The following is a 15,453-nucleotide window of genomic DNA, read 5'->3' as shown; positions in this document are numbered from 1 at the left end:
TACCGGAAACCGGGAACTCCCGCCTGTTCCGGCCTTGCCGGTTCGCCATATCACGCGCCGAGACTACCCAAAGGCCCTGGGCGGGACGCCAGCCCGAAAACCGCTGTGACGAGGGACTTTCCGGCACGGATACAGCTCGTTGACACCTGTCGTACCGCACTGGCACCGTTGATCGGCGAGCGCGTCGCCCGATCCGCAGACCCGGCCCACTGCACGGCCGCAGGCACCGCGACCGGTGCCGGACCGGGGCGGAGATCCGATCCAGGCAGTCCGATTCATGTGAGTGGGGACCAGTGGTGGCACCGTTCGACAGCCCGTTCGGCAGCCCGGTCGAGGATCCGGCCGGCGGCCCGGGGGAGAGTGCACTCACCGGACGCATTTCCGCAGGCCCGCACCCGCTGTTGCGCAGCGAGGTACTCGAACCCCAGCTCCGCCACGAGCTGGACAACCTGTTGCCGCACTACATCCGCGCCGAGAAGGTGCTGCTCGCCGAATACCACCGCATGGGCGTCCTCACCACCGGCGAAGTGACCGCCCTCGACACCGAGCTGGACGCGGCGGCCGACCCGGCCGTGGTGGGTGCCGTCGCCGCCGAGACCATGAGCGACATCGCCTTCGCCATCGAGCGGACCGTGACCACCCGGATCCCCGAGCTGCCGCCCGCCTGGCACGTCGACCGCAGCCGCAACGACCTGCAGGCCACCGCCCAGGCGTGCTACGGCAGAGCCCGGCTCCTGGAGGTCGAAGCGGCGCTCATCGCCTTCGGCAGGTCCGCGCTGGAGGCAGCACACCGTCACGAGACGGTGCTGCTCCCCGGCTATACCCACGCCCAGCCCGCGCAGATCATCAGCCCCGCGTTCTATCTGTCCGCGCTCACCGAGCAGGTACTGCACGCGCTGCGCCGGATCGACGCCGTGGACCGCAGCGCCGCCTGCCCGCTGGGGGCCGGGGCCATGGCCGGCCAGGAACTGGCCTGGGACCGCGACCGGATGGCGCGGCTGCTCGGCTTCGACCACGTCAGCGAGCACGCCCTGCGAGCCGTCGCCCAGCGCGACTGGGCGCTGGAGGCCACGGCCGAACTCTCCCTGCTGGGCACGTCTCTGAGCAGGTTCGCCACCGACCTGATGACCTGGGGCGGTGCCGGGCACGGCTTCATCGACCTGCCCGACGAATGGTCGGGCATCTCCTCCGCCATGCCGCAGAAGAAGAACTTCCCGGTACTCGAACGCATCCGGGCCCGCACAGCCCACCTGACCGCCGCACACCTCGGTATCGCCGCCGCCCAGCGGTCCACTCCGTACACCAACTCCGTGGAAATCTCCAAGGAGGCCTCGGCCCAGGTGCCCGCGGCGTTCGACACCGCCCTGTCGGTGCTGCGGCTCTTCACCGCCGTCGTGGACCGGCTCACCTTCGAGGCCGACCGCACGCTGGAAGCCTGCCGGTCCGAGCACTTCGGCGGCTTCACCCTGGCCAACCTGCTGACGCTGCGGGCCCGCATCCCCTGGCGGGCCGCCCAGGTCCTCGCCGGCCGCTACGTCGTCGCCGCCACCGCGGCGGGGTTGAGCCCCGCCGCGCCCGACCCCGGACTCCTGCGGCGCCTGGCCGAGGAGGCGGGCCACACCGTCGCCGACGCCGACGACCTGTTGCGCACCGCCTTCGACGTGCCCGGCGCCACAGGTGCCAAGCGGAGCACCGGCTCCACCGCCCCGGAGGAGGTCCGCCGCCTCTGCGCGGCGCACGCGGCCGAGCTGGGCCGTTTCGAGGGGCGCCGCCTGGCCCGCGAGGCGCGGATGCGCCGGGGCGCGCGGGAGCTGGACGAGACCCTCGCCCACCTGGCCGGGACGAGGGCGTCTTGCTGAGCGGACTGGACGACGCCCGGCTGCCCTACCGGGGCATGACCGGCGTCAGCACCGCCTTCGGTACCTTCGGCGAACTGCTCCAGGGCGTGCTGCCGGGCGGCGACGACTTCCTGGTGACACTGCCCATCGCCCGCTGGAGCGTGGCGACCTTCCGCAGCGATCCCACCGCGCACTCGCTGCGCGTCGTACCCGCGCACAAGAGCAAGGCAAGGCGCCTGGTGTCGATGATCCTCGCGGACGGTCCGGGGCCCACCGGAGGAGTGCTCGTCTTGGACAGCACCCTCCCGGAGGGCAAGGGGTTCGCCAGCTCGTCGGCCGACCTGGTGGCCACGGCGCGGGCCGTGGACAACGCGCTGGGCCTCGGCCTGCCGCCGAGCCGCGTCGAGTCGTACCTGCGCCGTATCGAACCCACCGACGGCGTGCTCTACGACGGCATCGTCGCCTACGACCACCGCCGGGTGGAGCTGCGCCGGAGACTCGGGACGCTGCGCCCCATGTCCGTGGTCGGTGTCGACGAGGGCGGCGTCGTGGACACCGTCGCTTTCAACCGGCTGCCCAAGCCGTTCTCCGCCGCCGACCGGCGCGAGTACGAGCGGCTGCTCACCCGCCTGACCGCCGCGGTGGCCGAAGACGACCTCGCCGAGGTCGGCGCCGTGGCCACCCGCAGTGCCCAGCTGAATCAGGCGCTGCGCCCCAAGCGGACATTCCACCGGATGATCGAGCTGTGCGAGGAGGTCGGCGGCCTCGGCGTAGTGATCGCACACAGCGGCACGTCGCTCGGTGTGCTCCTCGACCGCGCCGACCCGCACTGGGCGCGCAAGGTCGTGCGGGCTTCCCGAGGGTGCGTCGCCCTCGCCCGGAACGTGACCACCTACACGACGCTGAGTTTCCGGACGGACCCGGCGCAGAACGCGCGGAACGCGCAGCGCACACGGAACGCCCTCGACGCACAGGGCGGGCAGGACACCCAGGGCGCGCGGGACGTACGGAGCGTGTGACCACCGGGACCCGGCATCAGGAACCACCCATAACGAACAGGGGGCTTCATGGGTGTGCAGAATCTGATCGACGCGGTGGGCCGCACCCCGACGGTGCGGCTGGCCATCGGCGCCGACCGGGGGGTCGAGATATTCGCCAAGCTGGAGTTGCAGAACCTCTTCGCGATGAAGGACCGGGTGGCGAAGCGCATCCTCATCGAGGCGCGCCGCACCGGCGCGCTGCCCCCCGGCGCACCCGTGGTGGAAAGTTCCTCAGGAACGATGGCTCTCGGCGTGGCCCTGGCCGGCACACTGCTCGGCCACCCCGTGCACATCGTCACCGACCCGCGTATCGACCCGGTCACCCTGACCAAGATCACTGCGCTGGGGTGCGAGGTGCACGTGGTGGAGGCGATGGACGAGAACGGGTGGCAGGGCGCACGCCTCACCCGGCTGCGTGAACTCCTCGACACCCTGCCGGGCGCGTTCTGGCCCAGGCAGTACGAAAATCCCGAGAACCCGGCCGCCTACCACACACTGGCCAACGAGCTGATGGCCGACATCGGCGAGGTGCACACCATCGTTGGCGCCGTCGGCAGCGGAGGATCGCTCTGCGGCACCTCACGTGTGCTGCGCGAGCGCATCCCCGGCCTGCGGGTGACAGGTGTGGACTGCGTCGGCAGCGTGCTGTTCGGACAGCCCGACATACCGCAGCGGTTGCAGAGCGGTCTCGGCAACAGCCTGCACCCCTCGAACCTCGACCACGCGGTCATCGACGAGGTGCACTGGCTCAACGACCACGAGGCGTTCGCCGCCACCCGCGAACTCGCCCGCAGGGAGAAGATCTTCGCCGGGAATACCGCCGGGTCGGTCTACCGGATCCTGACGCACCTGGCCGCCACCCTCCCCGCCGGAGCCCGGGCCGTCGGCATCTTCCCCGACCGCGGCGATCGCTACACCGACACCGTCTACAGCGACGCCTACTGGACCGCCAAGCGCCTCACCGAGCAGCCCCTCGCCACACGTCCACGGCGCGTCGGCACCGGACTGGAGGTCCGCATGTGGTCCTCCCGCCGCACCGCCGCAGACGCCCCCTTGCCCACGTACGCCTTCGTGGAGTCCAACACCACGGGCACCGGGATGCTGGCACTGCGCTCGGCCAAGGCCATGGGCTACCGGCCCCTATTGCTCACCAACGACCCCGCCCGCTACCGCGGCCTCGAGGATACCGGCGCGGCGGTGCACAGCTGCGACACCTCCGACCTGGCCAGGCTCACCGCCGTGTTCCACGGCGAGGCCGACCTGGCCGCCATCGGCAGCACCAGCGAGCTGTACCAGGAGGCCGCGGCCCGCCTCGCGGGCGCGCTGGGGCTGCCGGCGCAGGACCCGGACGCTGTGGCGCTCTGCCGCGACAAGGGAGCGCTGCGCCGGACCCTCACCGAAGCGGGCCTGCCCCAGCCGCGGTTCCGGGTCGTCACCGATGCCGTGGCCGCGCGCGCCGCCGCCCTGGAGGTCGGCCTGCCCTGCGTGGTCAAGCCCGTAGACGACTCCGGGTCGACGCTGGTGCGCCGCTGCGACACCGCGGACGAGGCGGCCCGGCACGCTGCCGAGGTGATCGCGGTCGAGCGCAACGGGCGCGGCCAGCCCACCGCACGTCGCGCACTGGTCGAATCTCTCCTCACCGGGCCCGAATTCAGCGTGGAGACCTTCGGTACCGACGCGGGACACCGTGTGCTCGGCATCGTGGAGAAGGCGGTCACCGGCGCGCCCGCTTTCGTGGAACACCGCCATCTGCTGTCCGGCCGACCGGATACCGAGCGTGTCTCCGAGCTGGAGTCCGTCGGCCTCGCCGCGCTCAAGGCGATCGGCCTGCACGGCGGCGCAGCGCACACCGAGATCAAGCTCACGCCGTCGGGGCCCGCCGTCGTGGAGGTCAACCCGCGCCTGGCCGGAGGCATGATCCCCGAACTGTTCCGGCTGGTCACGGGGGTCGACCTGGTGGCAGCGCAGGTCGCCCACGACGCGGGCGGTGTGCCACGGCTGCCCGCGCAGTGCACCGGCGCCGCCGGTATTCAGTTCCTGCTGCCGGAGAGCGCGGGGACCCTCGTGGCGGTGCGCGGGGTCGCGGACGCGCGAGCACTGCCGGGGGTGGAGCGCGTCGTGGTGACTCGCGAGCTGGGGCAGCCGGTGGCACCGCCCGTGGACGCCTACGGCCGCATCGGATACGTCATGGCCCGTGGTGACAGCGCGGCGCGAGTGGCCCGCACACTCGCCGAGGCGTGCGCGCTGCTGCACCTCGACGTCGCGCCCGTACCGGGTGGAGGGACCCGGCCTTGAATCCTTCCCCCGCTCCGGCGGCGCCACCTTCCGCCCCCGTGGAACCGCCCTACGGCCGGACGCGCGGCAGCGGATCGCCGAGCGCCACCACGACCTCGCGCTCACCCGTGTAGGGAGCACGGCTGTGCGCCGCCGCGACGTTGTCGAGCAGCAGCAGATCACCCGCCTGCCACGGCACGGGCACCGTGTGCCGCTCGTACACCTCGTTGATGGCCTCGACAGTCTCGCGGTCGAGTACGGCGCCGTCGCCCCGGAACGTCGTGAACGGCAGCCCCTCATCGCCGAACTCACCCACGAGCACCTCACGCACCGCGGGGTCCATGGTCCACTCGTTGAGGAACGCGATCTGATTGAACCAGCAGCGCTCGCCGGTCTCCGGGTGCTCGGTCACCGCGGGAAGCGTCTGCCGGGTGCGCAGCCCGCCGGACGCCGTCCACTCGTACGCGATGCCGTTCGCCGCGCAGTACTCGCTCACCGCGCTCGGGTCGTCGGTGCCGAACGCGTCGCTCAGCGGGACGCCCACCAGCGAGTTGTAGTTGCGGACGAGCTGCCAGCCGTCGCGCTGGAACGGCTCGACGATGTCGCGGGGCAACGAGTCCAGCACCGCACGCGCGTCGGCGATCGACACCGTGCCGCCGCCGGCGCCCGTCGCCAGGCACGAGAGCACGAGCCGGCGCGGATACCGGGCCGCGCTCGTCAGCTCGTGATGCATGCACATGGGCTGGTCCGGCGGCCACAGAGTGGACGAGTACATCCCGTCCGGCAGCGGCACGCGGGGTGCGAAACCCTCCAGCTCCGGCATCAGTTCCGAAGTGAGTGCCCTGCTCGCCGCTGCGGCCCCGGCGGCGTCGCGCAGCCCGAGTCCCCGCACCAGCACCGCGCCCCGCTCGACGGCGGCGGAGCGCAGCTCGGCCGCGTGCGCGCGCAGCCAGCCGGGACCGTCCTCCGCCGTCACGTCGAAGTGCGGCACCGCGTCCGCGGATATGCGCGCGGACCCGTCGGCCAATCCGTCCGCGTAGTTGTGCGCCATTCATTCGCCCCTTCATCATTCACGGACCACGAAATGTCGAGGACGCGCCCCCGCAGACACCCCCTGGCAGCGCAAGATAACAGTGAACGAGACCGGTGGAAGCCTTTCAGTCCTGCGCAATTGTCGCTATTGGCCCGGCGAATTCCAGAAACTGATACGCGCAGCGCGCCGGAATCGGCCGGCGTATCCGAGACGAGGAGTGCCATGCCCGCCATACCCCTCAACGGCAGACAGCTCACCTATCGGGACACCGGCAGCGGTGCGCCGGTGATGCTGATCATGGGTTCAGGCGCCGCGGGCAGCGCCTGGCATCTGCATCAGGTGCCCGTCCTGACCGCTGCCGGGCATCGCGTGATCACCTTCGACAACCGGGGCGTTCAGTCCGACGACACCGGCGACTTCACAATGGGCGATCTCGTCGCCGACACCGCCGGACTCATCGAGGCCCTGGACATCGCACCCTGCGCCGTGGTGGGCACCTCGCTGGGGGCCAGGATCACCGCCGAACTCGCCTTGGAACACCCGCACCTGGTCCACCGGATCGTGCTCATGGCGGCGCGTGGCCGCAGCGACGCGCTGCACACGGCACTCACCCTCGCCGAGCACGAGCTGCACGAGCGGGGCATCGTACTGCCCCCGCGCTACCGCGCCGTGATCAAGGCGCTGACGGAGCTGTCGCCGAGCGGCTTCGCGGACCACCAGGCCCTCATCGACTGGCTGGACGTCTTCGAACTGGCCCCGCCGCCCGGCCCTGGCGTACGCGCGCAGCGGCGCCTCTACCCGATGCCGGACCGGCTGGCGGCCTACCGCGACATCAAGACCCCCTGCCACGTCGTCGCCTTCGCCGACGACGTGATCGCGCCGCCCGCCGCTGCCCGAGAACTGGCCGCGGCCGTGCCCGGCGCGAGCTGCGAGATCATCGAGGGCTGCGGGCACCTCGGCTACCTGGAGCGACCGGCGGCGGTGAACCGCGCGCTGCTGGACTTCCTGGAGGCCGCGTCGTCATGAGCTCGCGCGCTCGTGACCGCGCGCCGTCCTCACCGCGCGCCGTCCTCACCGCGCGCCGTCCTCACCGCGCGTCGGCGCACCCGGACTCCCCGGAGCAGGGTCGGACACGGCCGGCCCTCCGGTCCACGAACGAGACGAAGGAGATGGCATGAGCAGGCCGACCGCCGCATACCCGCCGTACGGACAGGTGCTCAGACTCGAGGAACTGCTGCAAGCCGCGCGCGTCCACGACGAGGACGTGGACCGTGTCCTGTTCCTGGCCACGCACCAGTCGTGCGAGATCAGCTTCGCCGTCGTGCTGCGGCACCTGGAAGCCGTGCGGGCCGCGCTGGACGAGGGCGAGGGCTGCCTCGCGGTGCGCCGGGCTGCGCCGCTGCCTGTGCTCGTCACCACCCTGGTAGGCCAGTTCGATGCCCTGGCGACGCTGTCCCCGGGGGCCTTCGAATCCATCCGCACCGATCTCGGGGACGCCAGCGGTCTCCAATCCGCACAGTACCGGGAGATCGAGTATCTCTGCGGACTGCGTGACGCCCGGTTCGTGAACACCGCCGGATTCAGGGACGCCGATCGCAAGCGGCTGCTGGCCCGCCTCGAAGAGCGCTCGGTTCAAGAGGCCTACCGCGACTACGCGCTGGCCTGCGCCGACCGCGAGGCCGTCGAGCAAGTGCGGGCCGCCCTTCTCGACTTCGACGAGGCGTTCGCCGTCTGGCGGGCCCGGCACGCGGTGCTCGCCGAGCGGTTCCTCGGCGGCGGCAGCGGAACCGCAGGTTCCGACGGTGCCTCCTACCTGTGGAGGGCCGCACGCCGTCGGCTCCTCCCCGACGTGTGGCCCGGACAGTGACCACACCTCTCATAAAACACCCGGGACTCTGCCCCAGGTACCGAAATTACCTGTGCGAGAGGCGGCGGTATTCCCTGTCCGTCAGCCGTGGCTGAAAAGCTTTCCGTGCCCGGGGGGCCCGGCTAGCGTAAGCGTGAATCACGCTGCCACGCGCGCCTTGAGTGTTTCCGTGCCGCGCCATGGTGGCAACCCGACGGGGTCTCCATTCCCGGCTCCCTGCGCCGCACCAGATTCGCGGTCCGCGTGCGCCGCGGCACCGCCCTCATTTCGCGGAGGAAAATTTCGATGGCACAGCAGAATCCGCCCGGAGCGACCGGGCGCGTCGACAAGGTCGTCATCGTCGGCGGCGGTACCGCGGGCTGGATGACGGCGTCCTACCTCGTCGCCGCCTTCGGCGACCGCGTCGACATCACACTCGTCGAATCCGGGCGAGTCGGCACGATTGGTGTCGGCGAAGCGACGTTCAGTGACATCCGGCACTTCTTCGAGTTCCTCCGCCTGGAGGAGAAGGACTGGATGCCGGCCTGCAACGCCACCTACAAGCTGGCCGTCCGCTTCGAGAACTGGCGCGAGCCGGGACACCACTTCTACCACCCGTTCGAGCAGCTCCGTTCCGTCGACGGCTTTCCGTTGACGGACTGGTGGCTGCGCCACCCCGCAACCGAGCGCTTCGACACGGACTGCTTCGTGATGGCCTCGCTGTGCGACGCCAACCGCAGCCCCCGCTACCTCGACGGCACTCTCATCGACCAGGACTTCGTGGAGCACGGCCACAAGCCACTGGCCCGCTCCACCATCGCCGAGTTCCAGGGCGCCCAGTTCCCGTACGCCTACCACTTCGAGTCCAGCCTGCTCGCCGAATATCTGCGGGACTACGCCACCCAGCGCGGCGTCCGGCACGTGCTCGACGACGTGGTGGACGTCGAGCAGGACCACCGCGGCTGGATCGAGCGGCTGCGCACCGAGGAGCACGGCCTGATCGAGGGCGGACTGTTCGTCGACTGCACCGGCTTCAAGGGGCTGCTGATCAACAAGGCGCTCGGCGAGCCCTTCGAGTCCTACCAGGACTCCCTGCCCAACGACAGCGCCGTAGCCCTCCAGGTCCCGCTGGACATGGACAGGACGCCCATGCGTCCGTGCACCACCGCCACCGCGCAGGACGCCGGCTGGATCTGGACCATCCCGATGATCAGCCGTATCGGCACCGGCTACGTCTACGCCCGCGACTACCTCGACCCCGAGGAGGCCGAGCGCACCCTGCGCGAGTTCGTCGGCCCCGAGGCAGCCGACGTCCCGGCCAACCACATCCGGATGCGCATCGGCCGCACCCGCCGCTCCTGGGTGAACAACTGCGTCGCCATCGGCCTGTCCTCCGGCTTCGTCGAACCGCTCGAATCGACCGGCATCTTCTTCATCCACCAGGCGATCGAGCAACTGGTCAAGTTCTTCCCCGCCGCCGACTGGGACCCCTCGCTGCGCTCGCTCTACAACAGTTCCGTCGCCCATGTGATGGACGGCGTACGGGAGTTCCTCGTGCTCCACTATCGGGGCGCCAAGCGCGCGGACAACCAGTACTGGCGAGACACCAAGACCCGTGAGGTGCCCGACGCACTCGCCGAGCGCCTCGAACTGTGGCAGTCCAAACTGCCGGACGCGGAGACGGTCTACCCGTACTACCACGGCCTGCCGCCGTACTCGTACAACTGCGTCCTGCTCGGAACCGGCGGCATACGGACCCGGCCCTCGCCCGCCCTCGAACTCGCCGACGAGAAGGCCGCGCTCCTGGAGTTCCAGACGATCCGGGACAAGGCCCGCCGACTCGTGGAGGAACTCCCCACGCAGAACGAGTACTTCGCGGCCATGCGCGCCGGCACCCCGGCCTCGTGAAGCTCGTGCAGCGGACGGCCCGGTCCTGAACGGGAGTAGCCGCCCAGCTCGTGCGCAGAGGCCCCGGCCGTGGTGTGCACGGCCGGGGCCTCTTCCCGTGTCTTCTCCCCGCGCCCGCCGGGACCCTTCCCCCGTGCGGGGGGGGGGGGGGTCAGACGGCCGAGGTGCCCTGGGGGAGCGGCAGATCCATGCGGCTGTCGAACATCCTGGTGCGGAAGTCCGTGTCCCAGGTCATCGGCTCCGCCAGGTCGAGGGCGCCGAACCGGTCCAGGAACGTGGCGTCCAGCCCGTCACCGAGCTGGGCCAGGGCCGCCGCGGGGATCGTGCCGGGCCACATGGACTCCAGGTGGGAAAGGGCGAAATACACGGCCGGAGCGGCCTGATAGTCGCGTGCCCGCTGCACCAGTGTGTTCCAGCACAGCGCGTCCCGCTCGGCCCGCAACACCTCCCGCAGATCGCAGTACTGGATCAGGCGCTGGTGCTTGAGCCGGTGCAGGTACCGCAGGGTCGTCGACTCCTTGAACGTGTGCGCACACAGGTCGAGGACGAGGTCTTCCGGACAGCCCGCGAGGACGTCCACCGCGCCGATGGAGACCGGGCGTGCGCGTGAGAGGATCTCGCCTGTCGGAATTCTCATGCCGGCGCCAGGCAGCGACAGTTCCCGGCTGAGGTCGACGTTGTAGATCCGCACGGCGGGGTCGCCGGTCAGCCGGAACAGCGGCGGCAGCACATTGGTGTGGAGCCGCCAGAACAGCTCCTCGTTCCGGGGCAGCGGCTCGATCACCCGGCCGTTGCCGGACACCTTGCCGACGGAGTACCCCAGCGTCGCGAGCGTGTCGACCACCGCGGCGCCACTCTCGCGCTCCACCAGCAGGTCGATGTCCATCATCGGGCGCACGCCCAGATCGCGGTAGTAACGCGTCGCGAGCAGCAGTCCCTTGCGGATCGCGAAGGGAAGCCCGGCACGGTCCAGGGTTTCCGAGACCGCCGTGAACTCCTCGCGCAGCGCTTCGTTACGGTGCCGGTGGTACGCGTAGGCCCCCAGGTACACGTCCATCGTCGCGTACCCGTAGGCGCTGGGCATGAAGAGGTCCCCGGCCCGCAGGTTCCGTGCGACCAGCGGCAGGACCCGGTGCCGGGTCGCCTGGGCGAGCAGCAGGTCCCAGTCGATCCCGCTCCGGATCAAGACCTCCGCGCGTGCCGTGTCCGGGCGGGTGTCCGCCAGCGTCAGCAGCAGCGTGATCGTGTCCGCTCGACGGTCACCGGTCACCGGGCGCCCTCCCGCTCGGAAGGACCGTGGTGGACCACGATCCTGTGGTCGTACTCGTTGAACCAGTGGTAGAGGTACTCGTCATGGTGGTAGGCGCGGGGCAGCCGGCGGTCCTTGACCTCGGTGACCAGCAGTACCGCGCCCGCTGCGAACCAGGCTGCCGGAGCCGATGCCCCGGTGGGCCCGACGACGAGCTTCGGGCGGCCCGCTGTCGCCTCCAACACCTCGTCCATGGTCCCGTTGGTCAGGGATGACGGGGTCACCTGGACCAGGTCGCTGGCCTCGGCCAGCGCGTGCAGGCCGGTGCCGACGACGTTGACCTCGGTGTCGGGGGCCAGCGCCCTGAGCCCGGCGAGCAACCTGGTGACGTGCTCGGCCCGGCCGTCGAGATGGGCGTCGGCCAACGCGACGCAGCGCACGTGGGGATGTTGCACCAGGGTCTCCAGCAGCCCGCCAAGACCGACCACGCCCACGGTGCACCCCTCGGGCAGCACCGTGGCGAGGACCTGACGGAACCGCTGCCCCGGCACCGAGTCGTCGCGCGGGGCCTGGACATCGTCGAAGGCCAGGTCGAGACGGGTGAGGCCGTGTGCGGAGAGCGCCACGGGTGTGAACAGGTGGCGTGAGGCCGCGTTGAGCACGGCGACGCGGACACTGGCCCAGGTCAGCTCGGACAGGGCCGTCTGCTCCGCGCACGCCGTCGCCTTCCAGGGCGCCGTCCCCAGCACGTCCCCGACAGTCACTTGGGCGCCTGGCGCCCGGCGCAGCAGTGTGGCCAGCGTGTCCGCGCCCAGCTCCCGCGGCTGTTCCCGCACGGCCTGGCCCGCGTAGCGGTAGTGGTCGTAGTCCATCGCGCAGCCGACCGCCCCGTCGGCGAGCACCCCCACCGACGTGCTGCGGCCGATGTGCACGGACTCAACGGGGCTGTCCAGCGTGTCCTCGACCGCCGCGCGCAGACTCAGTTCGACCACGACCGGCCTCCCACCGCCACGATGTCGTCGGCGAGCCGCTTGGCGTCCGACTCGGCGAGCGTGGCCACGGTGAGGCGGATGCCGCCCTGTAGGTCGCCGTAGGAACGGCCGGGAGACACAAGCCAGCCCCGCTCGGCCAGGCCGGCGACGGCCGCGTCTTCGTCGCGCACAGCGACGTACGCGTGCAGCCCGGAGTTGCCCAGCGCCTCCACGCCCTGCGCGGCGAGAGCGCCGAGCAGGGCGGACCTGCGTGCCGCGTAGGCGTACCGCGCGCGCTGCCGCAGCTCCTCCGCCCAGGGGCTGTCGAGCGCCGCCGTGATGAGTGACTGGGTGCGGCGGCTGACCCAGCCCCCGCCGAGCATCCGCCGCCGGTCCAGCAGATCGACCAGGAACGGCTCGCCCGTGACAACCGCGCAGCGCAGGTCCGGAGCTATCCACTTACTGACCGAGTGGACGGTGAGCGCCGCCGGGTGGCCGTCGGGCACTGGGGAGTGGAACGGCGCCCCGGCGACCGGGCCGCAGTGGTCCTCCAGCACGATCAGCGCTTCGCTGCCGGACAGCGCCGCACGCAACTCCTCGGCCCGCGCAGCGGTCACGGCGGCGCCGAGGGGGTTCTGCGCGCGGGGGCGGATCAATACCGCCTGGACGTCCCTGGCGACTGCGCGCAGCGCTCGCGGGTCCATACCGCACTGGTCGACGGGCACGGGAACTTCGGTCAGGCCCAGGGAGCGCAGCAGCAGGACGTCGCCTTGGTGGCCGGGCGACTCGATCGCCACCCGGTCGCCGCGCGAGAGCAGCGTCGAGAGGGCGTACTCGACGGCGAAGAGGCCGCCGGGCAGCGGCAGCAGCGTGTCGGCGCGCGCGGGAACGCCCTGCCGCTGGGCGTAGTCGGTGAAGGTCTCGGCGAACCTCGGCAGGACGCGGGGCTCCCCGTACCGGGCGTCGACGGGCTCGGCCTCCGTGGCGAGGCGGTCGAGGTCCGGCAGCAGCAGCGGATCGGGGTTGCCCGAGGACAGGTCCACGGTTCCGGTAGGCACTTCGGGGTGGGAGGCGGCCCGGGTGTGCGCGCCTATCTCGGTGACGACGACGCGGTCGAGATGGCGCAGTGCCTGGCCCGAACGCTCCAGGATAGCCGCCCCGGCCGATACGGGCAGGCCCCTGCTGTCCTGGCCGTCCTCGCCCTGGAAGTCCTGGCCGGCCTGGTCTTCCTGCGCGCGCAGCCGCTCGATGAGCTGCCGGGCGTCGGCGACGGCCGGGCGGACATCGGCCGCGATCATGCTGACGAAGGTCTCTTGGCCGTCCACCAGCGTGGGCCCGACCTCCGCGACGGGAGCGAAGCGGCAGTCGAAGACCATGCCGTCGTCGGTACCGACGCCGCCGACGATGTGCCGCCACTCGTCGGCCGTCGGCTGGTCGAGCACGGCGTGGAAGAAGACGGTGACCCGGTCCTGGCCGGTCGCCGGGTGCGGCGACTGCTCGACGCCGAGTGCGCGCAGGTCCCGGATGGCGGTGACGCCGGTCTCCTCCATGCACTCGCGCCGCGCCGCGGTTTCCAGGTCCTCCCCGGGGTCCACGCCTCCGGCGGGCACCTGGATACCCGCGTCGGGGAAGTCCCGGTGGGCGAAGGACAGCAGTTCCGTGCCGTTTCGGGACGGCCTTGTGACGTACACCGCGACCCGTACGCGAGCCATGGTCCTCCTCTTTCGTGCTTGTACTCGTGCTCGTTCTCGTGGTTGCTCAGCGGGGCGTCCGGGCGGTGAGCCCCTGGTCAATCGTCCGTCAGGCGCAACGCGGCGTCGGCAGTCGGCGGCCGGTTGGCCGGGTCGTGCGCCACCAGAGAGATCAGAACAGGGGCCCAGCGTGCGGGCAGCATGCCGGCGAGGTCGGCGCCGTAGCGCGGGTAGCGGCCGGTCACCGCGAAGATCGTGGTCGAGCCAAGACCGTACAGGTCCACTGTCGGCCGGGGATCGCGATGGTCGGCCGCGTACTCGGGGGGCCAGTGCAACTCGCCTCGTATCCAGGCGGATCTGGGCGGTGGCCGGTGCTGGGCCACCGGGACCAGGGGACGGGCCGAGCCGAAGTCGGCGACGACCGGCAGGTCGTTGTCGGTGAGGAGGTTGTCCGGGCCCAGCTCGCCGTGCACCGAGCCGTGCGCGTGCGCCCGGCCGACGGCCGACAGGCCCTGCCGCAGCCAGGGCCCGATGGCCTCGGGCGGGAGTAGCCAGCCGTCCGCGACCGCCGCGGCCACCGATCCCTGCGGGCAGCGGGCGGTCGCGAAGTACAGACGCCCGGCCTCCGTCCGGGCCGGCGGGCACAGCAGCGTGGGTGTGCCGGGGTGTCCGGAGAGCGCCGCCGTGAGGTCGGCCTCGCGGCGGAAAGCCGCCTCGTTCCGGGCCCGGGCGGCGGCGTTGTCACGCTGGTAGAAGGTGAACCCGTACGCCGCGGGACGCAGCGAGGGCGGCAGCCCGTCGATCACGTCGCGGTAGCCCCAGGCGACCTTGAAGACCGCGTCCTCGCCGCCGAAGGTGCCGCCGGCCAGGGTGTTGCTCCCGGTGAACGCGATGACGTCGGTGGCATCGACGCCGGAGGCGCGCAGGTCGGCCACGATCTCGGTCGGCGGCACGAGCACCCTGCGCGCGAAGTCGGGCACGGTGGAGGCGTCCGGTGTCATGCCACCAGCTCCGAGACCAGTTCCTCGGCACGGGTTGCCAGGTCCTCCGGAGTGGTGTTCTCAGTCACCGGGATCGGGCGGAAGCCGGACAGCTGTGGCCCGAGCCGGTGGAAGGCGGCCACCAGCGTTTTCAGGTTCTCCTCCGTCTCGTAAGGCCGCAGCGGCTTGGCCCGGCTCAGGATACGCTGCCAGGCCAGTTCGGGCGCGATGTCCAGGTAGAGGGTCAGGCTGGGCAGCGGCAGTGCGCCGCCCAGCAGCGCGTCGACGAGGACGTCGGTGTCCCGGCCCTCCAGCACACTGCGGTAGACCAGGTCGCTGAGCACGTAGCGGTCTGCGATCACCGACCCGTAGGGGAGCGCGGGTTCGATGTTGAGCCGGTAGTGCAGCAGCTTGTCGGTGCGGTACTCGTCCACGTCGGCGGCGCTGTGCAGGCTGGCACGGGCGAACTTGACGCCGGAGATGGCGCGGGCCACCGGCACGCTCAGCCAGCTGTTCTGGCCCACCAGGTGCACCGGATGGCGGCGTGAAAGACGCTCGGCCAGTACCCGTCGCAGCGTGGTCTTGCCCGCTCCGTCGATTCCTTCGATGGCGATGAACACCTG

Annotated in this window: 12 protein-coding genes; 6 read left to right on the top strand and 6 right to left on the bottom strand. The window is 71.3% G+C overall.

Annotated elements, in window-relative coordinates:
* Window positions 1–296: 296 nt before the first annotated feature.
* Genes MMF93_RS00125 through MMF93_RS00115 form a run of 3 tightly spaced genes read left to right on the top strand, consistent with a single transcriptional unit; the run spans window position 297 to window position 5,173 of the window.
* A complete protein-coding gene (locus tag MMF93_RS00125; protein ID WP_242748389.1) occupies window positions 297–1,859 on the top strand; it encodes an argininosuccinate lyase in 1,563 nt (520 codons plus the stop codon).
* Window positions 1,853–2,857, top strand: coding sequence for a GHMP family kinase ATP-binding protein (locus tag MMF93_RS00120; protein WP_341483207.1), 1,005 nt, complete (start codon window positions 1,853–1,855; stop codon window positions 2,855–2,857). The genes MMF93_RS00125 and MMF93_RS00120 overlap by 7 nt, the downstream gene beginning before the upstream one ends.
* A gap of 48 nt (window positions 2,858–2,905) precedes the next feature.
* Window positions 2,906–5,173 carry a pyridoxal-phosphate dependent enzyme gene (locus MMF93_RS00115; protein ID WP_242748387.1) on the top strand — a complete coding sequence of 756 codons (2,268 nt, stop codon included), beginning with the start codon at window positions 2,906–2,908 and terminating at the stop codon, window positions 5,171–5,173.
* A gap of 49 nt (window positions 5,174–5,222) precedes the next feature.
* Here MMF93_RS00115 and MMF93_RS00110 read toward each other — a convergent pair whose 3' ends face one another.
* Window positions 5,223–6,203, bottom strand: coding sequence for a TauD/TfdA family dioxygenase (locus MMF93_RS00110; protein WP_242748385.1), 981 nt, complete (start codon window positions 6,201–6,203; stop codon window positions 5,223–5,225).
* Between the two features lie 204 nt (window positions 6,204–6,407).
* Here MMF93_RS00110 and MMF93_RS00105 point away from each other — a divergent pair, with 204 nt between their 5' ends.
* From MMF93_RS00105 to MMF93_RS00095, 3 genes are all read left to right on the top strand, one after another.
* A complete protein-coding gene (locus MMF93_RS00105) occupies window positions 6,408–7,211 on the top strand; it encodes an alpha/beta fold hydrolase (RefSeq protein WP_242748383.1) in 804 nt (267 codons plus the stop codon).
* A 148-nt stretch (window positions 7,212–7,359) separates the two neighbouring features.
* Window positions 7,360–8,052: a tryptophan 2,3-dioxygenase family protein gene (locus tag MMF93_RS00100; protein ID WP_242748381.1), complete on the top strand. Its 693-nt coding sequence runs from the start codon at window positions 7,360–7,362 to the stop codon at window positions 8,050–8,052.
* 285 nt (window positions 8,053–8,337) lie between these two features.
* Window positions 8,338–9,939: a tryptophan halogenase family protein gene (locus MMF93_RS00095; RefSeq protein ID WP_274709408.1), complete on the top strand. Its 1,602-nt coding sequence runs from the start codon at window positions 8,338–8,340 to the stop codon at window positions 9,937–9,939.
* 151 nt (window positions 9,940–10,090) lie between these two features.
* On the opposite strand, the gene MMF93_RS00090 is transcribed toward MMF93_RS00095, so the two are convergent.
* The 5 genes from MMF93_RS00090 to MMF93_RS00070 all read right to left on the bottom strand — a co-directional run bounded on the left by MMF93_RS00090 (window position 10,091) and on the right by MMF93_RS00070 (window position 15,450).
* On the bottom strand, window positions 10,091–11,209 hold the full coding sequence (locus MMF93_RS00090; RefSeq protein ID WP_242748379.1) for a nucleotidyltransferase domain-containing protein: 1,119 nt from the start codon (window positions 11,207–11,209) through the stop codon (window positions 10,091–10,093).
* Complete coding sequence (locus MMF93_RS00085) at window positions 11,206–12,180, bottom strand: Rossmann-like domain-containing protein (RefSeq protein ID WP_242748377.1); 975 nt, start codon at window positions 12,178–12,180, stop codon at window positions 11,206–11,208. Before MMF93_RS00085 ends, MMF93_RS00090 begins: the two co-directional genes overlap by 4 nt.
* The gene (locus tag MMF93_RS00080; protein ID WP_242748375.1) at window positions 12,168–13,871 is read right to left on the bottom strand and encodes an aminotransferase class I/II-fold pyridoxal phosphate-dependent enzyme; all 1,704 of its coding nucleotides are present in this window, start codon (window positions 13,869–13,871) and stop codon (window positions 12,168–12,170) included. Before MMF93_RS00080 ends, MMF93_RS00085 begins: the two co-directional genes overlap by 13 nt.
* A gap of 77 nt (window positions 13,872–13,948) precedes the next feature.
* Window positions 13,949–14,851 (bottom strand): protein kinase domain-containing protein, encoded by a 903-nt coding sequence (locus MMF93_RS00075; protein ID WP_242748373.1) that lies wholly within the window; start codon window positions 14,849–14,851, stop codon window positions 13,949–13,951.
* Entirely contained in the window at window positions 14,848–15,450 is a 603-nt protein-coding gene (locus MMF93_RS00070) for a dTMP kinase (RefSeq protein ID WP_242748371.1), read from the bottom strand. Before MMF93_RS00070 ends, MMF93_RS00075 begins: the two co-directional genes overlap by 4 nt.
* Window positions 15,451–15,453: the final 3 nt, after the last annotated feature.

This window comes from Streptomyces tubbatahanensis (genome assembly GCF_022699385.1).
Classification (GTDB): domain Bacteria; phylum Actinomycetota; class Actinomycetes; order Streptomycetales; family Streptomycetaceae; genus Streptomyces; species Streptomyces diacarni.
The sequence above is the reverse complement of the archived record's forward strand: the minus strand, read 5'-3'. Positions and strand labels throughout refer to the sequence as shown.

What these genes read in the sequence shown, in the direction of transcription:
- MMF93_RS00115 (WP_242748387.1), top strand. Translation starts at nt 2,906, where the DNA reads ATGGGTGTGCAGAATCTGATCGACGCGGTGGGCCGCACCCCGACGGTG.
- MMF93_RS00110 (WP_242748385.1), bottom strand. Translation starts at nt 6,203, where the DNA reads ATGGCGCACAACTACGCGGACGGATTGGCCGACGGGTCCGCGCGCATA.
- MMF93_RS00105 (WP_242748383.1), top strand. Translation starts at nt 6,408, where the DNA reads ATGCCCGCCATACCCCTCAACGGCAGACAGCTCACCTATCGGGACACC.
- MMF93_RS00100 (WP_242748381.1), top strand. Translation starts at nt 7,360, where the DNA reads ATGAGCAGGCCGACCGCCGCATACCCGCCGTACGGACAGGTGCTCAGA.
- MMF93_RS00095 (WP_274709408.1), top strand. Translation starts at nt 8,338, where the DNA reads ATGGCACAGCAGAATCCGCCCGGAGCGACCGGGCGCGTCGACAAGGTC.
- MMF93_RS00080 (WP_242748375.1), bottom strand. Translation starts at nt 13,871, where the DNA reads ATGGCTCGCGTACGGGTCGCGGTGTACGTCACAAGGCCGTCCCGAAAC.
- MMF93_RS00075 (WP_242748373.1), bottom strand. Translation starts at nt 14,851, where the DNA reads ATGACACCGGACGCCTCCACCGTGCCCGACTTCGCGCGCAGGGTGCTC.